Source organism: Mycobacterium sp. (assembly GCF_035623875.1).
In the GTDB taxonomy this organism is placed as follows: Bacteria; Actinomycetota; Actinomycetes; order Mycobacteriales; family Mycobacteriaceae; genus Mycobacterium.
Genome location: NZ_DASPSP010000240.1, coordinates 1 through 20,697, shown reverse-complemented (window position 1 = coordinate 20,697; position 20,697 = coordinate 1). Strand labels below are relative to the sequence as shown.

Genomic DNA, 20,697 nt, shown 5'->3' with positions numbered 1-20,697 from the left:
TGCCGTGCATAGCAGTAGTCTGCCTCGACGTGGACGTGAGAGATGTGGCCTTTGCGGGAGCGGCCGAACAGGTGCGGATGCTGGCCGAGGGCATGGTCACCGCGCCGGCGTTGCTCGGGATCTACCTGGAACGGATCGCGCGGCTGGATCCGCAACTGCGCAGCTATCGCGTGGTCTTCGCCGACGCCGCACGTCAGGAGGCCGAGGCCGCGCAGCACCGCCTCGATGCCGGCGAGCGGCTGCCGCTGCTCGGCGTCCCGGTCGCGATTAAAGACGACGTCGACGTCGCCGGCGAGTTGACGACTTACGGCAGCAGCGCCGTCTCGACGCCGGCAACCCGCGACGCGGAGGTGGTCAGCGCGCTGCGCGCGGCGGGTGCGGTGATTCTCGGCAAAACCACTGTGCCGGAAATGATGATGTTGCCGTACACCGAGTCGCTGACGTTCGGAGCGACACGCAACCCGTGGGATACCGCGCTCACCCCAGGCGGCAGCAGCGGCGGTAGTGGTGCCGCGGTGGCCGCCGGACTGGCGCCCCTCGCGTTGGGTTCCGACGGTGCTGGCTCAATTCGCATCCCGTCGGGCTGGTGCGGCCTGTTCGGGATCAAGCCGCAACGCGATCGGGTCGCGTTGGCGCCGCACCACGACGCCTGGTGCGGGCTGAGCGTCAACGGCCCGATCGCGCGGTCGGTAAAAGACGCGGCGCTGTTTCTGGATGTCACGACAACCATGCCCGGCCCGGACGGCGGATTCGTCGGCGCCGCCGCTCGGGAGCCCGGCAGATTGCGAATTGCGTTGAGCACCAAGGTGCCGCCGCCATTGGTCGTCAATGTCGGCAAGCAGCAACGGGCGGCGGTCGATGAGGCGGGTGCGCTGCTGCGCGAGCTTGGTCACGATGTCGTCGTCCGTGACCCCGACTATCCGCCGGCAGCCATCTACGCCAACGTTCTGCCGCGCTATTTCCGGGGTATTTACAACGACGTGCGCTCGCTGCCGCACCAGGACCGCTTGGAGGCGCGGACCCGCAACATGGCGCGCATCGGGTCGCTGCTGTCCGAGCGGCGGATGGCGGCCGTGCGCGCCGCGGAGTCGGCGCTGACCGCCCGGATTCAGTCGATCTTCGACGATGTCGACGTCGTCATCACACCCGGCAATGCCACCGGACCGTCCCGCATCGGCGCCTACCAACGCCGCGGCGCCATCTCGAGCTTGCTGCTGGTGTCGAGACGGGTGCCGTTCTTCGAGATCTGGAATCTCACCGGTCAACCGGCCGCCGCTGTGCCATGGGGGCTTGATCGCAACGGCGTTCCGGTCTCGGTTCAGCTGGTCGGCCGCCCGTGCGACGAGGCGACGCTGGTGTCGCTGAGTGCGCAGATCGAGTCGGCGAGGCCGTGGGCGCATCGGCGCCCGCCGGTGTCATGACCTCGCGATCACCCGCCAGGCGTCCAGCTTCTTGCCCGGCGGCATCGCCCGCGCCGGACTGGTGGACGGCAACAGCTGGTAGCTGACCGGCGCGTCGGTGTGGACCAGTCGGCGGAACAGCCTGTCTGCAGTCTGCCCGTTGAAGTACACCCGCGTGATGCATCGGTAAGCGGCGAATAGTTGCCTAAAGTTGTTGACCACTAGACTCTTTGGGTCAATCTTGGCGTCTGAGCTGCCGGCGCGGCGGCACTTGTGCAGCACATCCCAGAGCGCCACGCCGTGGGATTGCAATGCGGCCAAGCGGGTTTCGTAGGTTGCCTGCGCGTCGAAGCCGAACAGTGCACTGGTGATCGGCCAGAACGCATTTCGCGGATTGCCGTAGTACTGGCCGGCTGCCAGCGATTGCACACTGGGGAACGATCCCAGGATCAGCAGCCGGGCGCCGGCGTCGACGACGGGCGCGAACCCTTCCAGAAGCGGTGTGGTCATCGACTGACATGATCCCCCGCCGCGTTATACGTTGGCGACGTGGACGCTCACGTCGACCCGGAGATCGAAGAGCTGCTGAGCGGGCTGGAGGGCGAGGCGCGTGCCGAGCGCGCCGAGCTGATCGAGTGGCTGCTCGATCAGGGCATCACCGCCGACGAGATCCAGGGCTCACCGATTCCCATGCTGGCGGCGTCGCGCCGGCTGATGGGTGACGACGGAGATTACGTCTCGACGCGGGAGATCAGCGAAGCGGCCGGCATCGACCTCGAATTCCTGCAACGCGTGCAACGCGCCATCGGGTTGGTGCGCGTCGACGATCCGGACGCGGCTGTGCATCTGCGCGCCGACGGCGCCGCGGCCGCTCACGCGGAGGCGTTCCTGGAGCTCGGCATTCATCCCGACGACGTTGTGCAAGTCGTTCGCGTTCTCGCCGAGGGGCTTTCGCACGCCGCCGAGGTGATGCGATACACGGCGCTGTCGACCATCCTGCGGCCCGGTGCGACCGAACTGGAGATTGCCCAGGCGTCCCAGGCGTTGGTGACCCGCATTGTGCCGTTGCTCGGGCCGATGATCGACGACATGCTGTTCATGCAGCTGCGGCACATGATGGAGACCGAAGCCGTCAACGCCAGCGAGCGAGCGGCCGGTAAGCCGCTGCCGGGTGCGCGGCAGGTCACTGTCGCGTTCGCGGATCTCGTCGACTTCACTCGGCTGGGCGAAGAGGTGCCGGCCGAGGAGCTGGGGCAACTGGCCAACCGGCTGGCCGACCTCGCCCGCGACGTGGCGGTCCCACCGGTGCGCTTCATCAAGACGATCGGCGACGCGGTGATGTTCGTCTGCAGCGACCCCGCGCCGCTGCTGGATGCGGTGCTCAAGCTCGTCGAAATCACCGACAGCGACAACGACTTCCCCCGGCTGCGGGCGGGCATCGCGTCGGGGCCTGCGGTCAGCCGGGCCGGGGACTGGTTCGGCAGCCCGGTGAACACGGCCAGCCGGGTGACGGCGGTGGCCCGGCCCGGGACAGTGCTGGCCGCCGAATCGACGCGGGACGAGCTTGGCGACGACGCGGGCTTCGGTTGGTCGTTCGCAGGAGCGCGTCGCCTCAAGGGCATCAAGGGTGATGTGAAACTTTTCCGGGCCCGACGAGGCGACGGCGTCACCGAGACCACATAGGGGCAGGCCCGGCGGACGCTGGGAGGCGTCTCATACATCCTGCGCGGCCGGTTTTCACTCCGTTGACCGGCTCTTTGGAATTCGTCGCTTTCCGGGCCTGCTTCGCTCCTAAAGCTACAACTCTGTACCGGTCATATCAACGGTTTTCGGCATATCGGGTGGTATTCGGCCGACCGCGTCAGGCGACCGGCGAGAGCCGTGACGGCGGCCTGACGTTCGCTGCCGGCGAAACCCACTTCTGCAAGCGATGAAACGGTGTAATGATGTAAGCATGAAGTACCATCATGGACACGGGCGGCGCTACGGCCGCCCCGGTGGCTGGCAGCAAGCCGGCCAACCCGATGCCAGCGACGCCGCGGACTGGTTCGCCGGGCGCTTGCCCGACGCCTGGTTCGACGGTGACCCGACCGTCGTCGTCGACCGCGAGGAGATCACGGTCATCGGCAAGCTGCCTGATCCCGAAAGCGCGGACAAAACCGCGACGGAAGAAAGCGAAGCTCGCGCGTCGGGTCGTGTCTCGCGGTTTCGCGAGGAGACCCGGTCGGAGCGGATGAACATCGCCGATGAGGCGCAAGACCGCTACGGCCGCAAGGTTTCCTGGGGCGTCGAGGTCGGTGGCGAGCGGATCTTGTTCACCCACATCGCGGTTCCGGTCATGACGCGTTTAAAGCAGCCGGAGCGGCAGGTCCTCGACACGCTGGTCGACGCCGGCGTGGCCCGGTCTCGCTCCGATGCGCTGGCCTGGTCGGTGAAACTGGTCGGCGAGCACACCGAAGAGTGGCTGGCCAAGCTGCGCGACGCCATGTCGGCGGTCGACGACCTGCGTGCGGAGGGCCCTGAGCTCTAGCCTGCTTTAGGTCTGAGTCATCGCGTAATACGCACCGCGGCGGGCCATCAACTCGGCGTGGTTGCCCTGCTCGACGATCTTGCCCGACTCCATCACCAGGATCACATCGGCGTCTCGGATCGTCGAAAGACGATGCGCGATAAGGAAACTTGTCCGATCACGACGAAGCTCATGGGTGGCCTTCGCTATCAGCAGCTCGGTGCGGGTGTCCACCGAGCTGGTCGCCTCATCGAGGATCAGCAGCTGCGGCCGGGCCAGGAATGCCCGTGCGATGGTGATCAACTGCCTCTCGCCCGCGCTGATGTTGCTGCCGGCGTCGTTCACCCGGGTCTGGTATCCGTCGGGCAGGGTGTGCACGAACCGGTCGACGTGAGCCGCCTTGGCCGCGTCGATCACGTCGTCGTCGCTGGCGTCGGGTCGTCCGTAGGCGATGTTCTCCGCGATCGTCCCGCCGAACAGCCAAGTGTCTTGCAGCACCATGCCGGTGCGGGATCGCAGCGACTGCCGGTTGATCGTCGCGATGTCGATGCCGTCGACCAGGATTCGGCCGGAGTCGACGTCGTAAAAGCGCATCAGTAGGTTCACCAGCGTGGTCTTGCCCACCCCGGTCGGTCCGACGATCGCCACCGTGCTGCCCGGTTCGGCGGTGAAGGAGAGGTCGTCGATCACCGGGGTGCCGGGGCGATAGCCGAAGCTCACATGGTCGAATTCCACCCGCCCGGTTGGCCCCTCGCCGTTGGGCGAGGGCAGTAATGGTTCGCGGTCCGGTGATTCTTCGGGTTCATCCAGCAGGTCGAAAACCCGCTCGGCACTGGCCACGCCGGACTGCAGGGTGTTGTACATCGACGCCACTTGGTTCATCGGCGCGTTGAACTGGCGGACGTACTGGATGAACGCCTGGATGCTGCCGACCGTGAGCTGTCCGGTCGCCACCTGCACGCCGCCTACCACGGCCACCGCCACGTAGCTGAGGTTGCCGATGAACCCCGTCGCCGGCGACACCAGACCAGAGATGAACTGTGCTCCGAAACTGGCTTGGTACACATCGTCGTTGAGCCGACGGAACTGGTCTTCGGCCGCAGCGCGCCGGCCGAACGTCCGGACCACGGTGAAACCGCTGTAGGTCTCTTCGATGTGGGCGTTGAGCCGGCCGGTGTTGGTCCACTGCGCGACGAACAGTCGCTGTGAGCGTTGCGCAATCGCCCGGGTCACCACCAGCGCCAGCGGCACGGTCAGCAAGGTGATCCCGGTCAGCAGCGGCGAGATGGTCAGCATCATCGCCAACACCGTCACCACGGTCAGGACCGCGGACAGCAGTTGGGTGATCGTCATCGACAGCGACGTCTGCAGGTTGTCGATGTCGTTGGTGACCCGGCTGAGCACCTCGCCGCGCTGTCGGGAATCGAAGTAGGCCAGCGGCAGCCGGTGCAGCTTCTCCTCGACATCGGCGCGCAGCGCCTGCAGCGTTCGCCGCACCGTCACGTTCAGCAGCCGGGCCTGTGCCCAAACCAGCAGCGCTGCAACCAGATACATGACCAAAGCCAAGACCAGAGTTCGGGCGACCGCGCCGAAGTCGACACCGCGGCCCGGGACCACATTCATCCCGGACAGCAGGTCGGCGAAGGTGTTGTTGCCACGGGCGCGCGCGGCCGCGACAGCCTGAGCCTTGGTGATGCCGGCGGGTAGCTGCCGGCCCATCACACCACTGAACAGCAGATCAGTGGCATGGCCGAGGATCCGCGGAACCGCGACGCCGATGACCGTTCCGGCGACGCCCAACACGATCACCGCGACGGCCGTTCGCCGTTGCGGTGCCAGGCGCTTCACCAGACGGACGGCAGACCCGTGGAAGTCGCGGGACCGCTGATTCGGGTACTGGGGAGTGCGCCGCAACGTGCTTGTCACCGCTGCCCTCCCACGCGAGAGTCCATCGACTGCGATTCGGCGAATTCCCGATAGGTGGGGCAATCCGCCAGCAACGATTCGTGCGTGCCTGCACCGACCACGCGCCCGTCGTCGACGACGATCACCTGGTCAGCCTGGACGACCGTCGAGATACGTTGCGCGACAACGATCACCGTCGCATCGGTCGCGATCTCCGCCAGCGCGGCGCGCACCCGCGCATCGGTGTGCACGTCGAGTGCGGAAAACGCGTCGTCGAACAAGTAGATCGCCGGACGGCGGATCACTGCCCGCGCGATCGCCAGCCGCTGCCGCTGTCCGCCGGAGAAATTGACACCGCCCTGAGCAACCCGCATCTGCAGCCCGTCATCGTGTGCCCGGACGAATTGGTCAGCGGCCGCGATCCGCAGCGCGTCCCACATCTCTTCCTCGGTTATTTCCTGTCCTGGAGCCGCGCCCATGCGCAGGTTGTCGGCGACGGTCCCGGAGAACAGGTAGCCGCGCTGAGGCACCAGCCCGATACCCGACCACAGCTCTTCGATGTCGTGGTTACGCACGTCGACGTCGTCGACCAGGACTGCGCCCGAGGTCACGTCATAGAGCCGGCAGATAAGCGACACCAACGTCGACTTCCCCGAACCGGTGCTGCCGACGACAGCGGTGGTGGTGCCGGGTAGCGCAGTCAGAGAAATATCTTGCAGCACAGCGCGATCCGCACCGGGGTAGCGGAATGTCGCGCCGTCGAGTCGAACCACGCCTCGCACGCCTGCGGCCGGCCGCACCGGATTCTCCGGACTACTGACGGCTGGAGGGAGCGACAACACCTCGTTGATCCGTTCCGCGCACACCGAGGCCCGCGGCAACACCATCAAGGTCATCGTCGCCATCATCACCGCCATCAGGATCTGCGCGAAGTAAACGAGAAACGCGATCAGGGAGCCGACTAGCATCCGTCCGCTGTCGATGCGCAAGCCGCCGAACCAGATCAGCGCGACGCTGGAGCAGTTGATGGTCAAGGTGGTCACCGGCAGCATCAACGCCTGCCAATTGCCCGCGCTCAGCGCGGTGTTCGACAATGCGAGGTTGGCCTCCGCGAACCGTTGACGTTCGAAAGGTTCACGGGCGAATGCCCGGATCACCCGCACGCCGGACAGCTGCTCGCGCATGACCCGGTTGATGTTGTCGATCAACCTCTGCATGCTGCGGTAGATCGGCAGCGTATGCCCGACGATCCAGTAGTTGCTCACGACCAGCACCGGGACACTGACCAGCAGCAGCCACGACAGCCCGGCGTCTTGGTGGATGGCCATCAGGATTCCGCCGATACACATGATCGGGGCGGTGACCAGCACCGTACAGGTCATCTGGACTAGGAATTGGAGCTGGCGGACGTCGTTGGTGGTGCGGATCAACAGCGATGGCGTGCCGAACCGGGCGGTCTCGTGCTCAGAGAACGTGGTGACTTGATGGAACATCGCCGAGCGGAGATCCCGGCCGAACCCCATCCCGGTCCGGGAGCCGAAGTAGACCGCGCCGACCGAGCACACCACCTGCAGCGCGGTGACCGCGAACATCACCCCGCCGAGCTTGACGATGGTGGTGGTGTCACCCTTGGCGATGCCGTCGTCGATGATCGTGGCATTCACCGTCGGCAGGTACAGCGAAGCCAGGGTGCTCACCAACTGCAGCGTCATCACGGCCGCGACCAGGCGTCGGTACGGCCGGACGTACTGGCGCAGCAGTGCCAGGAGCATTTGGTAACTGTTGCACACCGCCAGACGTCGGGTCGTGACGATGGCCGCTCAGTTCGTGCGGCCACCAGGCCCGCTAGTTGATAAGAAGCTACAGGTCACCGCGTGTGCAATGGTTGCCCCAAGGAGCTGCCGCTACAGTGCATCCTGTGAACACCAGAAGGTTCGCGTAGCCGTGCGGCGTAACGTGGCGGCGCTGGCCCTGGCGGCAGCGACTTTGATTCCAGTGGTGGCCGCGTGCTCCCAATCCGGCTCTAACCAATCGCAGTCGACCGAGTCGTCCGGGCCGGCCTCTGGGCAAGGGCATCACGGTCCGTTCTTCCCGCAGTGCGGCGGTATCAGCGACGAGACGGTGACGAACCTGACGCAGGTGACCGGGTTGGTCAACACCGCCAAGAATTCCGTGGGCTGCCAGTGGCTTGCGGGCGGGGGCATTCTCGGGCCGCATTTCTCCTTCTCCTGGTATCGGGGGAGCCCGATCGGCCGCGAGCGCAAGACCGAGGAGTTGTCGCGGTCGAGTGTGGAGGACATCAACATCAGCGGCCATAGCGGCTTCGTCGCCATCGGTAACGATCCGACGTTGGGTGACTCGCTATGCGAGGTCGGGATTCAGTTCGGCGACGATTTCATCGAATGGTCGGTGAATTTCAGTCAGAAGCCCTTCCCCGATGCCTGCAACGTCGCCAAAGAACTTGCGCGCCAGTCGATTGCGAACTCGAAATGAGTGCCACCGCGCGTCATCGGGTCCTGGTCGGTGTGGCCGTCGTGGCCACGGCGCTATCCGTATTGACCGGCTGCACGAGGTCGGTGGCGGGCACCGCGCGAAAAGCGGGCATGGGCGAGGAGCCGCGTAACAACAATTCCGAGCAGCAGTACCCCAACCTACAGAAGGAATGTGAGGTGCTGACCACCGACGTCCTGGCCAAGACGGTGGGCGCCGATCCCCAAGACATTCAGAGCACCTTCGTCGGCGCGATATGCCGCTGGCAGGCGGCCAATCCGGGCGGCCTGATCGACATCACCCGGTTCTGGTTTGAGCAAGGCAGCCTCGACAACGAGCGCAAGGTTGCCGAGAACCTGAAGTATCAGATCGAAAACCGATCGATCTCCGGTGTGGCGTCGATCGTGATGCGGCCCAACGACCCCAACGGCTCGTGTGGTGTCGCCAGCGACGCCGCGGGCGTGGTCGGGTGGTGGGTCAATCCGCAGGCGCCCGGTATCGACGCCTGCGCACAGGCCATCAAGCTCATGGAGCTGACGCTCTCCACGAACTCCTAACTTCTGCGGTGAAGCGGTTGTTTCCACGCATCAGTTTTCTGATGAGTGGTCGATAGGGCTTTGACCAGCTAAGAGTTGTGGCCCGCGAGATTGCTGACTAGTGCCAAAGTTGCCGTCGCATCGCTGAACGATACCATCGTCCAATGCCTGAGACCTTTCCCACTGAGCCAACCTCCTCGGCGGACGATACCGAATTCGCTTCTGGACCTTCGCCTGAGTACGCCGCCGGAGAGCCGGCCGCCGAGCGCACGCCGGTGTCACATGCCAAAGATTCTTCTTCCGCCCCGCGAGTGTCGAAGTTGTCGCGGTGGGCCACACTCGCGGCCTTGGTGCTTGCCGTCATCGCCACGAGCGTTGCCGTTGTGGGGTGGTTCTACCCAAACAAGAGCGTCTCGTCGACTTACAGCGATCAACAAACCAAAGACGCGAAAAAGCACATTTGTGAAGCGTTCGGCATCGTCGAAAGAGCGGTGGTCAAGACTTCGCACCTGAAGAACCCGGATAACGGCGGACCGATCGGAGCGCTCTCGATCGCGACTGCCCGAAACTTTGCGTTTTACTCTGGCGGCGCTTTCCTTCGCGACCAGGTGAGTCAGAGCCCTGCGACCCCGCCCGACCTCGCGAAGTCAGTCAACGACTTGGGTACGAATCTCGAAGAGCTCTCCATCGGCTCCCTGAGTGGCGCGTCGCAGTTCGCTCAAGAAGAGCTGGGGCACAGCACCGACGAGAAGATCAAGGCAAGCATCGAGATCTGCAAGAAGTGATCAACGCCCAGGAGACGATCGAGTCAGCGCGCCACGTGAAAATCGACTAGCTCGGCGGACCCGAGTTCGAGGTCCTTCCAGCTGCACTTGAGTCGTAGTATCGCCATCGCCGAGGTCGGGAACTTCGTTGAGATACGTTCGGCCGCAGCGGTGTTGGAGCTATCGGTGCCAACCAAGCCTAATGCCACCTGGCTCATGGTCGGCTCGTGTGCGACGACGAGCAGGACCGCGACGTTGTCACCGACGTGATTGATCTCGTCGATCACAGTGCCGGGCACGGTGTCGTAGAGCCGGTCCACGTAGCGAACCGGTGCGTCGATGCCGGTGTGCGCCAGGGTTTCCCGAGTCCGGGAGGCCGTCGAGCACAGCACCGCGTCGATCGGAGGCAGGTTCGCGCGCAGCCAGCCGCCTGCTAACCCGGCTTCGCGCCGTCCACGGGGTGCGAGTGGCCGGTCATGGTCCGCCACGCCGTCGGGATACGCGGACTTCGCATGCCGCAGCAGCACCAGGGTGCGGTTTTGGTCGCTCACGCGATCGAGGTTACCGGCAGCACTTTCGCTAATAGGCGGGCACAACGCACTGCCCCTCCCCGGGACTGATGTGGCTGATGTGACTGTTGCATGTCGCTGAGGCTGCGCGCGCTGGTCGACTTCCGACGAATGTCGGACCTGCCGATTGAGGTCCCCGGACTTGTCGGCGCCGAGTCCTACACTCGCGATGCCCGGTCCCAGACCGGCCGGACATGAAGCAGAAGGGACGGGATCGCAATGCGATTCGTGCATACCGCCGACTGGCAACTCGGCATGACCCGTCACTTTCTCGCGGGTGAAGCGCAGCCGCGGTACTCGGCGGCCCGCCGCGACGCAGTAGCCGGTCTGGGTCCACTGGCAGCCGATGTGAGCGCCGAATTCGTGGTGGTTGCCGGTGACGTCTTCGAGCACAACCAGCTGGCGCAGCAAGTGATCAGTCAGTCGCTGGAAGCGATGCGCGCCATAAAGGTTCCGGTCTACCTGCTGCCCGGCAACCACGATCCGCTGGATGCGTCATCGGTGTACACCAGTGCGCTGTTCACCGCCGAATGCCCGGCCAACGTGACGGTGCTCGATCGGCCCGGCGTCCACCAGGTCCGGCCCGGCCTGCAGATCGTCGCGGCACCATGGCGATCCAAAGCGCCGACGAGCGACCTGGTTACCGACGTGCTCAGGGATCTTGAGGGCGTGCCGGCCGACGGGGTCGCCCGGGTGCTCGTTGCCCACGGCGGCGTCGATGTGCTGGACCCCGATCCCACCAAGCCCTCGCTGATCCGGCTGGCCGGCGTGGAGGAGGCGCTGGCCCGCGGCGCGGTGCACTATGTGGCGCTGGGCGACAAGCATTCGGTCAGCGAAGTCGGCAGCAGCCGACGCGTGTGGTACTCGGGCTCCCCGGAGGTCACCAACTACGACGACGTCGAACGCGATCCCGGCCAGGTGCTGGTCGTTGATCTCGACGAGGATGATCCTCAGCGTCCGGTCACCGTCGAGGCGCGAAAAGTTGGTCGCTGGCGGTTTAGCACCCTGAGCCGTCAAGTGGACAACAGCCGCGACATCGCCGACTTGGATCTGAACCTGGATCTGATGCCGGACAAGGACCGAACGGTGTTGCGGCTGGCCCTGATTGGCTCACTGACGGTCACCGATCGGGCTGCCCTGGACGCCTGCCTGGACAAGTACTCGCGGCTGTTCGCGTCGTTGCGGGTGTGGGACAGCCACAGCGATCTGGCAGTCATACCGGCCGACGGCGAGTTCACCGACCTGGGCATCGGTGGCTTCGCTGCCGCGGCTGTCGACGAACTGGTCGAGACGGCGCGCACCGGGGATCCCGAGTCTGCTGGCGACGCGCAGGCAGCGTTGGCGCTGCTGTTGCGGCTGACCGACCACGGGCGAGGTGCGGCATGAAGTTACACCGGTTGGTCCTGAAGAACTACCGCGGCATCGACCACCGTGAGATTGAATTCCCCGACCACGGCGTGGTCGTGGTGTCCGGCGCCAACGAAATCGGCAAGTCGTCGATGATCGAGGCGCTGGACCTGCTGCTGGAATCCAAGGACCGTTCGACAAAAAAAGAAGTCAAGCAGGTCAAGCCGACCAACGCCGACGTCGGATCCGAGGTCACAGCCGAGATCAGCACTGGCCCTTATCGTTTCGTCTACCGCAAGCGCTTCCACAAGAAGTGTGAGACGCAGCTGACGGTCCTGGAGCCACGCCGCGAGCAACACAGCGGTGACGAGGCACACGACCGAGTACAAGCCATGCTGGCCGAGACCGTCGACACCGAGCTCTGGCATGCCCAACGGGTATTGCAGGCAGCGGCGACGGCGGCGGTGGATCTTTCGGGTTGCGACGCGCTGACCCGGGCACTCGATGTGGCGGCGGGGGACACCGCCGCACTGTCGGGCACCGAGCCGCTGCTCTTCGAACGGATCGACGCCGAGTACGGCCGCTACTTCACTCCGACCGGTCGCGTCACGGGGGAGTGGTCCACGGCCATCGTCGCGCTGCGCGACGCCGAGGACGAGGTGCAGCGGTGCGCCGCGGCCGTCGCCGAGGTCGATGAGCGGGTACACCGGCATGCGGCGCTGAGCACCGAGCTGGCCGATTTGGCGCCGCGTCAGCAGGCGGCCGCCGTCCGGCGGGCCGCCGCCCAAGCCGCTGCCGACAAGATCGCTCAGCTCATTGAACAGGTACGCGAGGCAGAGCTGATCGCTGCCGCCGCGGCCGCGACCAGCACGTCATCGCAAGGCGCGCACACCGAACGGCAACGGCTACGGGCCGAAACCGACACGCGCGCAGCCACGGTCGCGACCCTGGAAGCCCAAGCCGGTGAAGCCGCCGAAGCGCAGGCGACGGCACAAGAAGTCACCGTGGCGGCCGATGCCGTGGTCGAGGATGCCAACCAGCGCCTTTCCGCCGCCCAACAGCGAGCCGAAACGGCTCGGCGCATCGTTGACGAGCTGGCTCGCCGCGACGAGGCCGACCGGTTGACAGCCCGGCTCGCCAAGATCGACGCCGCCCAGCGCGATCGTGACCTGATCTGCGATGAGCTATCGGCAATTGCGCTGACCGACAATCTTTTTCAGCAGATCGAGCGAGCCGCTGCAACCGTCGAACGAGTCGAGGGCCAACTCGCGTTGGTATCAGCGACGGTGGAATTCGTTGCGGCCGCGGACATCGAACTTGTCATTGGTGACCAGCGGGTGTCGCTGCCCGCGGGCCAGAGCTGGTCGACCACCGCGGGCGGCGCCACCGAGGTCGAGGTGCCCGGTGTCCTGACCGCGCGGTTCACTCCGGGCGCGACGGCACTCGATATTCAGGCTGAATACGCGGCAGCCCAACAAGATTTGTTCGTCGCACTGGCAGCGGCGCAGGTCCCCGACGTGGCAGCGGCACGGCTTACCGATCAGCGCCGGCGCGAACTGGTGAACGGCCGCAGCCAGTTGACCGCGACCCTGACCGGGTTGTGCGGTGACGACGAGGTCGAGCAGTTGCGCTCGAGGCTTGCCGAGTTGCGTACCAAGGCGCACGCCGACGACATCTCGATGAATGCCGCCGCGGCCCGTGGCGAGCTCGAAGAGGCCGACGCCGTCCGCGTCACGGCGAGCGCCGACCTCGAGACGCACCGCCGGGTCGCGGCACTGGCGGTGGCGAAGCTCACCGAAATATCCACGCAGGCAACCCTTGCGAACGACAAGCTGGCTAGCCAGCGTGCCGAGCTGGCGGCTGTCGCTGACCGGCTGGGCCAGCAGCGCGCAACCGTCACCGACGAGCAACTGGGGGCCGCCGCCGACAACGACCTGCGGGCCGCGCAAACCGCTAACGGTCGGGTCGCCGAGCTGTCCGAACAACTAGCCGCCGCGGCACCCGACACCGTCGCCGCCGAACTGGCCGACGCCAGCACGGCGGCCGAGGCATTGCAAATCCGCCACGACGAGATCGCCCGCACTCTGCACGAGATCGACGTCGAGCTAACACTCTTCGGCACCGAGGGCCGCAAGGGCAAGCTCGATGCCGCCGAGACCAAGTGCGAACACGCCCGAAGCGAGCACGCCCGGGTTGGTAGTCGAGCCCGCGCCGTCGAGTTGCTGCGGTCGGTGATGGTCCGCCACCGCGACATCACCAGGTTGCGTTATGTCGAGCCGTTCCGCGCCGAATTGCAGCGACTCGGGCGTCCGGTTTTTGGCCCTAGTTTCGAAGTCGATATCGACACCGATCTGTGCATCCTCAACCGCACTCTCGACGGTTGCACCGTGCCCTATGAATCACTGTCGGGTGGGGCGAAGGAGCAGCTCGGCATCCTGGCGCGGCTGGCGGGAGCAGCGCTAGTCGCCAAAGAGGACGCCGTCCCGATTCTGATCGATGATGCACTTGGCTTCTCTGACCCAGAGCGGTTGGCCAAGATGGCCGAGGTGTTCGACACACTGGGCGAGCGCGGGCAGGTCATCGTATTGACTTGTACTCCAGCTCGATACGACGGCGTCAAGGGCGCGCAACGAATCGAATTGTGCGCGTAGCGATCCTCGCCCACAACGCCGAATGCCTCAGTCCCGCATGAATCCGATCGCGGTGTAATCCACATCGGCCAGCCCGGGCGCGCCGAAGTTGGCCAGGTTGGTGCGCACGGCGATGTCGCCGGGCGACTGGAACAGCGGCAGGTTGAAGCCCTCCCGCCAGATCATCGCGTCGACCTGGTTAGCCATGTCGCGCGCCGCGTTCTCGTCCAGCTCCGACAGCGTCTGATCGATCTTGGCGTCGATGCTGGCATTACCGATCTTGCCGAAGTTGCCCTCACCGTCCGAGGTGTAAATCTGCGGCAGCGCGGACAGCGGGAAAGCGTTACCGACCCAACCGAATTGCACGATGTCGAAGTCACCGACGCTCACGTACTGGTTGAAGAATCCGGTGCCCGCTTTGACGTCGAGCACCAGCTTGACACCGATCTGCGCCAGGTTCTGCTGGGCGACCAGCGCGATCTGCCGGGCGGCCGGCGAGTCGTACAGCACGTCGCGCACGACGAGCTGTTTGCCTTCCTTTTCCCGCACTGTTCCGTCGAGCTTCCAGCCCAGCGCATCGAGGTCTCTGCGGGCTTGGTCGGGATTGTAAGCGGCTGGCGCACTGTTGTTTTGGTAGCCCTTCTGGCCGACGACGTAGATGTGGTTGTCCAGCGGCGTCGGATCATCGGTCAGGCCATGCTGGACGACATTCACGATGGCCTGACGGTCGATGCCTCTGCAGATCGCCAGCCGCAGCTTGTCGTCGGACAGGATGGATCCCGGTGCACCGTTGAAGGTGAAGTGATACCAGGTCGGTGCCGGCGCGCTGCGGATGACGACGCCCGGCGTGCGCTCGGCGGTGACCGTGTCGTCGAGCGTGCTCACACCCGCCGCGTCGATCGCGTTGTTCTGCAGTGCGGGGATGACGGCGGAGGAGTCGAGCACCAGGAAAGTGATGGAGTTCAGCCGCGGCTTGCGGCCCCACCAGTGCGGGTTACGGGTCAGCACAATCCGCTGCGCGCTGTGGTCGATCCTCGACACAACGAACGGCCCGGCCGACGGCCCCGGGGCGTCGAGCTGGCCCTTATTGAACACGTCCGGCTTCTCGGTCATGCTGCGAGGTTGCATGCCACCGGCGAACATCCCGCGCCACTCCGCGTAGGGCTGGGCGAAGGTGACCACCGCTTGGCGATGATCCACGCCCATGGTCACCGACTTCACCCGCTCGAATCCGGCCTTGCTGGCGATCAAGTAGCGCTTGTCGCGGCCACTGCAGGCGTCGACCTCAGCTTTGATGTCCTCCCAGGTCATCGGGGTGCCGTCGGTCCACACCGCTTTCGGATTGATCGTCAATGTGACGACCTGCGGGCTCGCGCTGGTGAGCTCAGCACCGGTGAAGTAGTCGGTGTTGAGTTTCGGCGACCCATCGGCCAGCGTGATGAACGCCCCCGGCAGCGTCGGCGACACAATCGAAGCGATGTCGGCGGTGTTGCCGTCGATGTTCATTTCGTTGAAGTTCGGTGGGAACGAGCTGATCGCGAGCCGCAGGTCGCCGCCGTCGCGCAGCGTTGCCGGGTCTCGGGGGTTGACGTCGCTGGTGGTGCCGACTCGCACCGCCCGCCGCCCGACAACGTCCTTGTAACCGTCCGAGCAGCCCGTGACGATCACGCACACCATCAGCGTCACCAGCAGCGCAAGCCTGCGGATCATCGAGACGATGCTAACCACCCGCGACATCCGGGTGCGCGCGCGGGACCGCGGCCAACAGCCGCCGCGTGTACTCGTGCTGCGGGTTGCTGAACACCTGGTCGCCATCGCCCTGCTCCACAATCTTTCCCCGGTACATCACGGCCACCCGGTGAGCCAGGTGCTTGACTACGGAAAGATCATGCGACACAAACAGATAAGACAACCCGAATCGGCTCTGCAGGTCCAGCAGCAGATTGATGATGCCGGCCTGAATCGATACGTCGAGCGCAGAAACCGGCTCGTCGAGCGCAAGGATCTTCGGCTGCAGGGCGAGTGCCCGCGCGATCCCGATCCGCTGTTTCTGGCCGCCGGAAAATTCGGTGGGGTAGCGGCTCGCGTCGTCGTGGTTCAGTCCGACGATGTCCAGCAGCTCGGCGACCCGTTCCTCGCTTCGATATCTGTCAAACCCGTTGGTAACCAACGGTTCAGCGATGATGTCGAACACTGGGAGCCGGGGATCCAGCGACGCCACCGGGTCCTGAAACACCACCTGCAGTTCGGTCCGCAGTTTGCGACGGGCGGCGGTATCGAGGGCTGCGACGTCTTCGCCGAGGATCTCGATGACACCGGCCTGGGGCGTGGCGAGCTCGAGAATCTGGCTCAACGTGGTCGATTTGCCGGAACCCGATTCGCCGACGATGCCCAAAGTGCGGCCCTGCTTCACGCTGAAACTGACCCCGTCGACAGCACGCACCTCGCCCACCCGTCTGCGCAAGACGACGCCCTTGGTCAGCGGGTAGGTCTTGGCAAGGTCGGTGACTTGCACGACCACCGGCGGATCAGCCGCGGCGTTCTCGATCGCAACGGGTTGCGTTGACACGTGATAGATCTCGGCCGCGCTACGGCCCGCGACCTCGTCGGTGCGGATGCACGCCGCCGCGTGACCGTCTCGAATCGTCACCAGATCGGGTTCCGCAGTGCGACATTCGCTGATCGCCAGCGGACAGCGGGGTGCGAATTGGCAGGCATCGGGCAGCGACGTCATCGTCGGCGGTGCGCCCGGGATGGGAACCAGCCGGGTGCCCTGCGGGGAGTCCAGTCGCGGCACCGAGCCCAGTAACCCGGCCGTGTACGGCATCCGGCGGTCACGGTAAAGCTCTTCGACTCCTGCGATCTCGACCGGACGGCCGGCGTACATGACCAGCGCCCGGTCGGCGAACTCAGACACCACACCCAGGTCGTGGGTAATGATCAGTACACCGGCGCCGGTGACGTCGCGCGCAGTTCGCAGCACGTCGAGGATTTGCGCCTGCACGGTGACATCCAGCGCAGTGGTCGGTTCGTCGCAGATCAGCAGGTCGGGATCATTGGCGATCGCGATCGCGATCACCACCCGTTGGCGCTCGCCGCCGGACAGTTCGTGCGGGAAAGCCCTTGCCCGGCTTTGCGGCTGCACGATCCCGACCAGTTCGAGCAGCTCGACGGCACGCTTGCGGGCACCCGCTCGACTGACCTCGCGGTTGTGGACCTTGATCGCTTCCGCTATCTGGTCGCCGATGGTGTAGACGGGTGTCAGCGCCGACATCGGGTCTTGGAACACGGTGCCGATCGACTTGCCGCGAATCCGTGACATCGCCTGGTCAGGCAACCCGAGTAACTCGTCACCGTGTAGCCGCACCGATCCCGACACGTCAGCGTGTTCGGGCAGTAATCCAACGACTGCCATCGCGGCAGTGGTTTTGCCCGAACCGGATTCCCCGACGATGGCGACCACTTCGCCGGGGTCGATGTGGTAACTCGTGCCGCGCACCGCGGACACGCGCACGTCTCCGGTATCGAAGGTGACGTTGAGATCCGCCACCTCGAGCAGGGCGGTCACCTCCGGAGCCGCATCTTGCGGCGTGCTGATCGGCTGCCCGGATCCAACGCGTCCCGCAGGCCGTCTCCGGTTAGGTTGGCGCACAACACGATCAGCACCAGCGCTCCGGCCGGGAACAGGAATACCCAGGGGAACGTCGTGGTCGACGGGGTGCCATCGGCGATCAGCGTGCCCAACGACACATCGGGCGGTTGGATGCCGAATCCCAAGAAGCTCAGCCCGGTTTCGGCCAGGACCGCGAAGCCAACGTTGAGGGTCGCGTCGATGATGAGGATCGAGGCGACGTTCGGCAGGATGTGGCGCATGATCACCCGGCGGTTGGGCACGCCCATAAACCTTGCCGCACGGACGAATTCGCGTTGTCTCAGGCTCATAGTCAAGCCGCGCACCATGCGGGAGCTGACCATCCAACCGAAGATCGCGAGCAGCACGATGAGCCACAGCATGCTGCTCGACTGTTTGATGCGCGGAGTGATGATCGCGATTATCAGGAAGCCTGGTACCACCAACAGCAGGTCGACCAGCCACATCAGCGCCCGGTCACGCCAGCCGCCGAAGTAGCCGGCAATCGATCCGACGGTGGCGGCGATACTGGTCGATATCAGTGCCACGCAGAAACCGATCAGCATCGACTTCTGCATACCGCGCAGCGTCCGGGCCAACAGGTCCTGGCCGAGCGTGTTGGTGCCGAACCAGTGCTTGAACGATGGTGGCTGCAGCAGCCGGTGGTAGTCCAGAGAGGTGTAGTCGTAGGGGAGTAGCGGCGGCAGCCCGTAGCAGCCGACGAACAGCACCACCAGCAAAATCAACGCCACCACGGCGGGTCTGTTGCGCGTGAAGCGATGTATCACCAGGCTTCGTCGCGAGGTGAAGGTGGTCGGCTTGATGCCCACGCGGAGCGGGGTGGTGTCCGTGGTGGTCTCTTGCGTCATCAGCGCGTCGTCGCCGGCGCGTGTCATGACACCCGCACCCTCGGGTCCAACGCCGCATAGATGACGTCGGACAACAGCCCGGCGAATAACAGCGCCGCACCGGTGAACAATGTGATCGTCGCGACGATGTGAGTGTCCTGACTCGAGATGGCCTGCACCACCCACTCGCCCATGCCGTGCCAGCCGAAGATCTTTTCGACGAACACCGCACCGACGACCAGCCCGCTCACTCCGTAGGCGAACAACGTGGCCAGCGGAATGAGCGCGGTACGCAGGCCGTGCTTGAACAGCGCACGCCGGCGGGTCAGGCCCTTGGCCCGCGCGGTCCGGATGAAATCCTCGCCGAGCACGTCCAGCATCGCGTTGCGCTGATACCGGCTGAAGCTGGCGGCCGTGCCCAGGGCCAGCGTGAGACTCGGCAACACGATGTGCCGAGCGCGGTCGACGAACTGGTCCCAGATACCGCCGGGCGGAATCGGCGAGGTTTCCCCGGTGTATGCGAAGAACCGCACCCCGGCGAGGTTGTTGACCCGCAGCGCGGCCAGGATGAGCAGCCCGGCCAGCACGAATGACGGGATGCTCAGAATGATTAGCGACAGTACGGTGATCACGCGGTCGCTCAGCCGATACTGACGGACCGCTCCCCAGGCTCCCAGGACTACGCCGGCCACAGTGCCCACCAGCGAACCGATCAGCACCAGCCGAACGCTGACTCCAACTCGGGGCCACAACTCCTGGGAGACGGGGTGACCGGTCACCGTCGTACCGAAGTCGCCCCGGACCACGCCGGCCGCCCATTCCGCGTAACGGATGGGCACGGGTTTGTCCAAGCCGAGCTCAACGGCTTTGGCGTGGATAGCCTCAGCCGGCGGCTGTGGGTGACGCTCGATGAAACTGTCCAGCGGATGAAACGTCACCGAGGCCAGGCAGAAGGCCAGGAACGAGGCCAGCGCCAGCAGCACGAGGTAGTTGAGCAGGCGACGTAGCAGGAAGCGGATCATGCCTGCCAGCCCTGCCTGTCTCGCATGGGGCCAGGGTAAAAGATCTGATCTGCCAAGTCGCTGGGGCGGCCCAAAGGCGCAGCTAGGCAGCGCGCGGGCCGTCCCGGACCACCGCGCTCAACCGCCCTACCCATCTGAGCCCTTCTGATCGGTCTGATCCGGACCGGTGAAAATCTGTCCGCTGATTGTTAGAATCACGCACTTGGGTTGGGGCCGTGCAGCAAACGACACTGTGACACAAGGAGATTGGCGTGACGGTTACCGATGACTACTTGGCCCACAACGCCCAATATGCAGGTTCCTTCAAGGGCCCGCTGCCGCTGCCGCCGAGCAAACATGTGGCGGTCGTGGCGTGCATGGACGCCCGGTTGGACGTCTACCGCCTGCTCGGAATCAAGGAGGGCGAGGCACACGTCATCCGAAACGCCGGTGGGGTGGTCACCGACGATGCGATTCGCTCGCTCGCCATCAGCCAGCGGTTGCTGGGAACCCGGGAGATCATCCTGATTCACCACACCGACTGCGGGATGCTCACCTTCAGCGACGACGACTTCAAGCACGCCATCCAGGAAGAGACCGGCGTCAAGCCGCCGTGGGCGGCCGAGGCCTTCCCCGACCTTGCGGAGGACGTTCGGCAGTCCTTGCGCCGCATCGAAAACAGTCCGTTCGTCACCAAGCACGAGTCGTTGCGAGGCTTCATCTTCGACGTCGCAACCGGCAAGCTCAACGAAGTGACGCTCTAACCGGCCACCAGAGGCAAAAGCCCCCGGCGCTTCGGCGTGTCGGGGGCTTTTGCTGGGGGCACGCCCCCACCCGCTTGCGGGGGACTTTTTCATCCAACTTCATTGACAACGGCGGACCATGCTGGTTCCATACATGGTAATGCTTATAAAGTTGACCATTTCTACCAACTTTACATGGAATTGAGGGTTGATGACCAGTCAAGTGGCGACTAGCCCAGCGGCGAGGGTAAACGACCACCGCCCAGTCCCCGGGCAATATGAACTGAGCCATCTGCGCTCGCTGGAGGCCGAGGCCATCCACAT

General features: G+C 65.2%; 17 protein-coding genes and 1 pseudogene. 10 read left to right on the top strand and 8 right to left on the bottom strand.

What is annotated here, in order from left to right; genetic code table 11:
- The first annotated feature begins 29 nt into the window (after window positions 1-29).
- Window positions 30-1,421, top strand: a complete 1,392-nt coding sequence (locus VEI45_RS19615; protein WP_324856191.1) for an amidase — start codon at window positions 30-32, stop codon at window positions 1,419-1,421.
- On the opposite strand, the gene VEI45_RS19610 is transcribed toward VEI45_RS19615, so the two are convergent.
- The gene (locus VEI45_RS19610) at window positions 1,416-1,910 is read right to left on the bottom strand and encodes a DNA-deoxyinosine glycosylase (protein ID WP_324856190.1); all 495 of its coding nucleotides are present in this window, start codon (window positions 1,908-1,910) and stop codon (window positions 1,416-1,418) included. The genes VEI45_RS19615 and VEI45_RS19610 overlap by 6 nt on opposite strands.
- A gap of 39 nt (window positions 1,911-1,949) precedes the next feature.
- Between VEI45_RS19610 and VEI45_RS19605 the strand changes: the two genes are divergently transcribed.
- Both VEI45_RS19605 and VEI45_RS19600 read left to right on the top strand, forming a co-directional pair.
- The gene (locus VEI45_RS19605; RefSeq protein ID WP_324856189.1) at window positions 1,950-3,083 is read left to right on the top strand and encodes an adenylate/guanylate cyclase domain-containing protein; all 1,134 of its coding nucleotides are present in this window, start codon (window positions 1,950-1,952) and stop codon (window positions 3,081-3,083) included.
- A 271-nt stretch (window positions 3,084-3,354) separates the two neighbouring features.
- Window positions 3,355-3,930, top strand: a complete 576-nt coding sequence (locus VEI45_RS19600) for a hypothetical protein (protein ID WP_324856188.1) — start codon at window positions 3,355-3,357, stop codon at window positions 3,928-3,930.
- A gap of 6 nt (window positions 3,931-3,936) precedes the next feature.
- Here the strand turns inward: VEI45_RS19600 and VEI45_RS19595 are convergent, their stop codons facing one another.
- Both VEI45_RS19595 and VEI45_RS19590 read right to left on the bottom strand, forming a co-directional pair.
- Complete coding sequence (locus VEI45_RS19595) at window positions 3,937-5,835, bottom strand: ABC transporter ATP-binding protein (protein ID WP_324856187.1); 1,899 nt, start codon at window positions 5,833-5,835, stop codon at window positions 3,937-3,939.
- A complete protein-coding gene (locus VEI45_RS19590; RefSeq protein ID WP_324856186.1) occupies window positions 5,832-7,586 on the bottom strand; it encodes an ABC transporter ATP-binding protein in 1,755 nt (584 codons plus the stop codon). Before VEI45_RS19590 ends, VEI45_RS19595 begins: the two co-directional genes overlap by 4 nt.
- Window positions 7,587-7,758: 172 nt before the next feature.
- Between VEI45_RS19590 and VEI45_RS19585 the strand changes: the two genes are divergently transcribed.
- From VEI45_RS19585 to VEI45_RS19575, 3 genes are all read left to right on the top strand, one after another.
- Complete coding sequence (locus VEI45_RS19585; RefSeq protein ID WP_324856185.1) at window positions 7,759-8,307, top strand: DUF3558 domain-containing protein; 549 nt, start codon at window positions 7,759-7,761, stop codon at window positions 8,305-8,307.
- On the top strand, window positions 8,304-8,861 hold the full coding sequence (locus VEI45_RS19580; RefSeq protein WP_324856184.1) for a DUF3558 domain-containing protein: 558 nt from the start codon (window positions 8,304-8,306) through the stop codon (window positions 8,859-8,861). The genes VEI45_RS19585 and VEI45_RS19580 overlap by 4 nt, the downstream gene beginning before the upstream one ends.
- A gap of 326 nt (window positions 8,862-9,187) precedes the next feature.
- Entirely contained in the window at window positions 9,188-9,625 is a 438-nt protein-coding gene (locus tag VEI45_RS19575; RefSeq protein WP_324856183.1) for a hypothetical protein, read from the top strand.
- A 23-nt stretch (window positions 9,626-9,648) separates the two neighbouring features.
- On the opposite strand, the gene VEI45_RS19570 is transcribed toward VEI45_RS19575, so the two are convergent.
- Window positions 9,649-10,155 carry a histidine phosphatase family protein gene (locus VEI45_RS19570; RefSeq protein WP_324856182.1) on the bottom strand — a complete coding sequence of 169 codons (507 nt, stop codon included), beginning with the start codon at window positions 10,153-10,155 and terminating at the stop codon, window positions 9,649-9,651.
- Between the two features lie 237 nt (window positions 10,156-10,392).
- Here VEI45_RS19570 and VEI45_RS19565 point away from each other — a divergent pair, with 237 nt between their 5' ends.
- Window positions 10,393-11,559, top strand: a complete 1,167-nt coding sequence (locus VEI45_RS19565; protein ID WP_324856181.1) for an exonuclease SbcCD subunit D — start codon at window positions 10,393-10,395, stop codon at window positions 11,557-11,559.
- Window positions 11,556-14,171 (top strand): ATP-binding protein, encoded by a 2,616-nt coding sequence (locus tag VEI45_RS19560; protein WP_324856180.1) that lies wholly within the window; start codon window positions 11,556-11,558, stop codon window positions 14,169-14,171. The genes VEI45_RS19565 and VEI45_RS19560 overlap by 4 nt, the downstream gene beginning before the upstream one ends.
- Before the next feature lie 27 nt (window positions 14,172-14,198).
- Here VEI45_RS19560 and VEI45_RS19555 read toward each other — a convergent pair whose 3' ends face one another.
- The 4 genes from VEI45_RS19555 to VEI45_RS19540 are packed head-to-tail and all read right to left on the bottom strand — an operon-like array spanning window position 14,199 to window position 19,651.
- Entirely contained in the window at window positions 14,199-15,860 is a 1,662-nt protein-coding gene (locus VEI45_RS19555) for an ABC transporter family substrate-binding protein (protein WP_414687537.1), read from the bottom strand.
- 10 nt (window positions 15,861-15,870) lie between these two features.
- Window positions 15,871-17,718 carry an ABC transporter ATP-binding protein gene (locus tag VEI45_RS19550; protein WP_324856179.1) on the bottom strand — a complete coding sequence of 616 codons (1,848 nt, stop codon included), beginning with the start codon at window positions 17,716-17,718 and terminating at the stop codon, window positions 15,871-15,873.
- Complete coding sequence (locus tag VEI45_RS19545) at window positions 17,715-18,650, bottom strand: ABC transporter permease (protein WP_324856214.1); 936 nt, start codon at window positions 18,648-18,650, stop codon at window positions 17,715-17,717. Before VEI45_RS19545 ends, VEI45_RS19550 begins: the two co-directional genes overlap by 4 nt.
- Window positions 18,651-18,673: 23 nt before the next feature.
- Entirely contained in the window at window positions 18,674-19,651 is a 978-nt protein-coding gene (locus VEI45_RS19540) for an ABC transporter permease (RefSeq protein ID WP_324856178.1), read from the bottom strand.
- Window positions 19,652-19,902: 251 nt separating this feature from the next.
- On the opposite strand from VEI45_RS19540, the gene VEI45_RS19535 reads away from it, so the two are divergent.
- Both VEI45_RS19535 and VEI45_RS26505 read left to right on the top strand, forming a co-directional pair.
- Window positions 19,903-20,394 (top strand): carbonic anhydrase, encoded by a 492-nt coding sequence (locus tag VEI45_RS19535; protein WP_324856177.1) that lies wholly within the window; start codon window positions 19,903-19,905, stop codon window positions 20,392-20,394.
- A 190-nt stretch (window positions 20,395-20,584) separates the two neighbouring features.
- Window positions 20,585-20,697, top strand: a pseudogene (locus VEI45_RS26505) (hypothetical protein); the annotation flags it as partial.

What these genes read in the sequence shown, in the direction of transcription:
- VEI45_RS19610 (WP_324856190.1), bottom strand. Translation starts at nt 1,910, where the DNA reads ATGACCACACCGCTTCTGGAAGGGTTCGCGCCCGTCGTCGACGCCGGC.
- VEI45_RS19600 (WP_324856188.1), top strand. Translation starts at nt 3,355, where the DNA reads ATGAAGTACCATCATGGACACGGGCGGCGCTACGGCCGCCCCGGTGGC.
- VEI45_RS19590 (WP_324856186.1), bottom strand. Translation starts at nt 7,586, where the DNA reads ATGCTCCTGGCACTGCTGCGCCAGTACGTCCGGCCGTACCGACGCCTG.
- VEI45_RS19580 (WP_324856184.1), top strand. Translation starts at nt 8,304, where the DNA reads ATGAGTGCCACCGCGCGTCATCGGGTCCTGGTCGGTGTGGCCGTCGTG.
- VEI45_RS19565 (WP_324856181.1), top strand. Translation starts at nt 10,393, where the DNA reads ATGCGATTCGTGCATACCGCCGACTGGCAACTCGGCATGACCCGTCAC.
- VEI45_RS19560 (WP_324856180.1), top strand. Translation starts at nt 11,556, where the DNA reads ATGAAGTTACACCGGTTGGTCCTGAAGAACTACCGCGGCATCGACCAC.
- VEI45_RS19555 (WP_414687537.1), bottom strand. Translation starts at nt 15,860, where the DNA reads ATGATCCGCAGGCTTGCGCTGCTGGTGACGCTGATGGTGTGCGTGATC.
- VEI45_RS19545 (WP_324856214.1), bottom strand. Translation starts at nt 18,650, where the DNA reads ATGACGCAAGAGACCACCACGGACACCACCCCGCTCCGCGTGGGCATC.
- VEI45_RS19540 (WP_324856178.1), bottom strand. Translation starts at nt 19,651, where the DNA reads ATGATCCGCTTCCTGCTACGTCGCCTGCTCAACTACCTCGTGCTGCTG.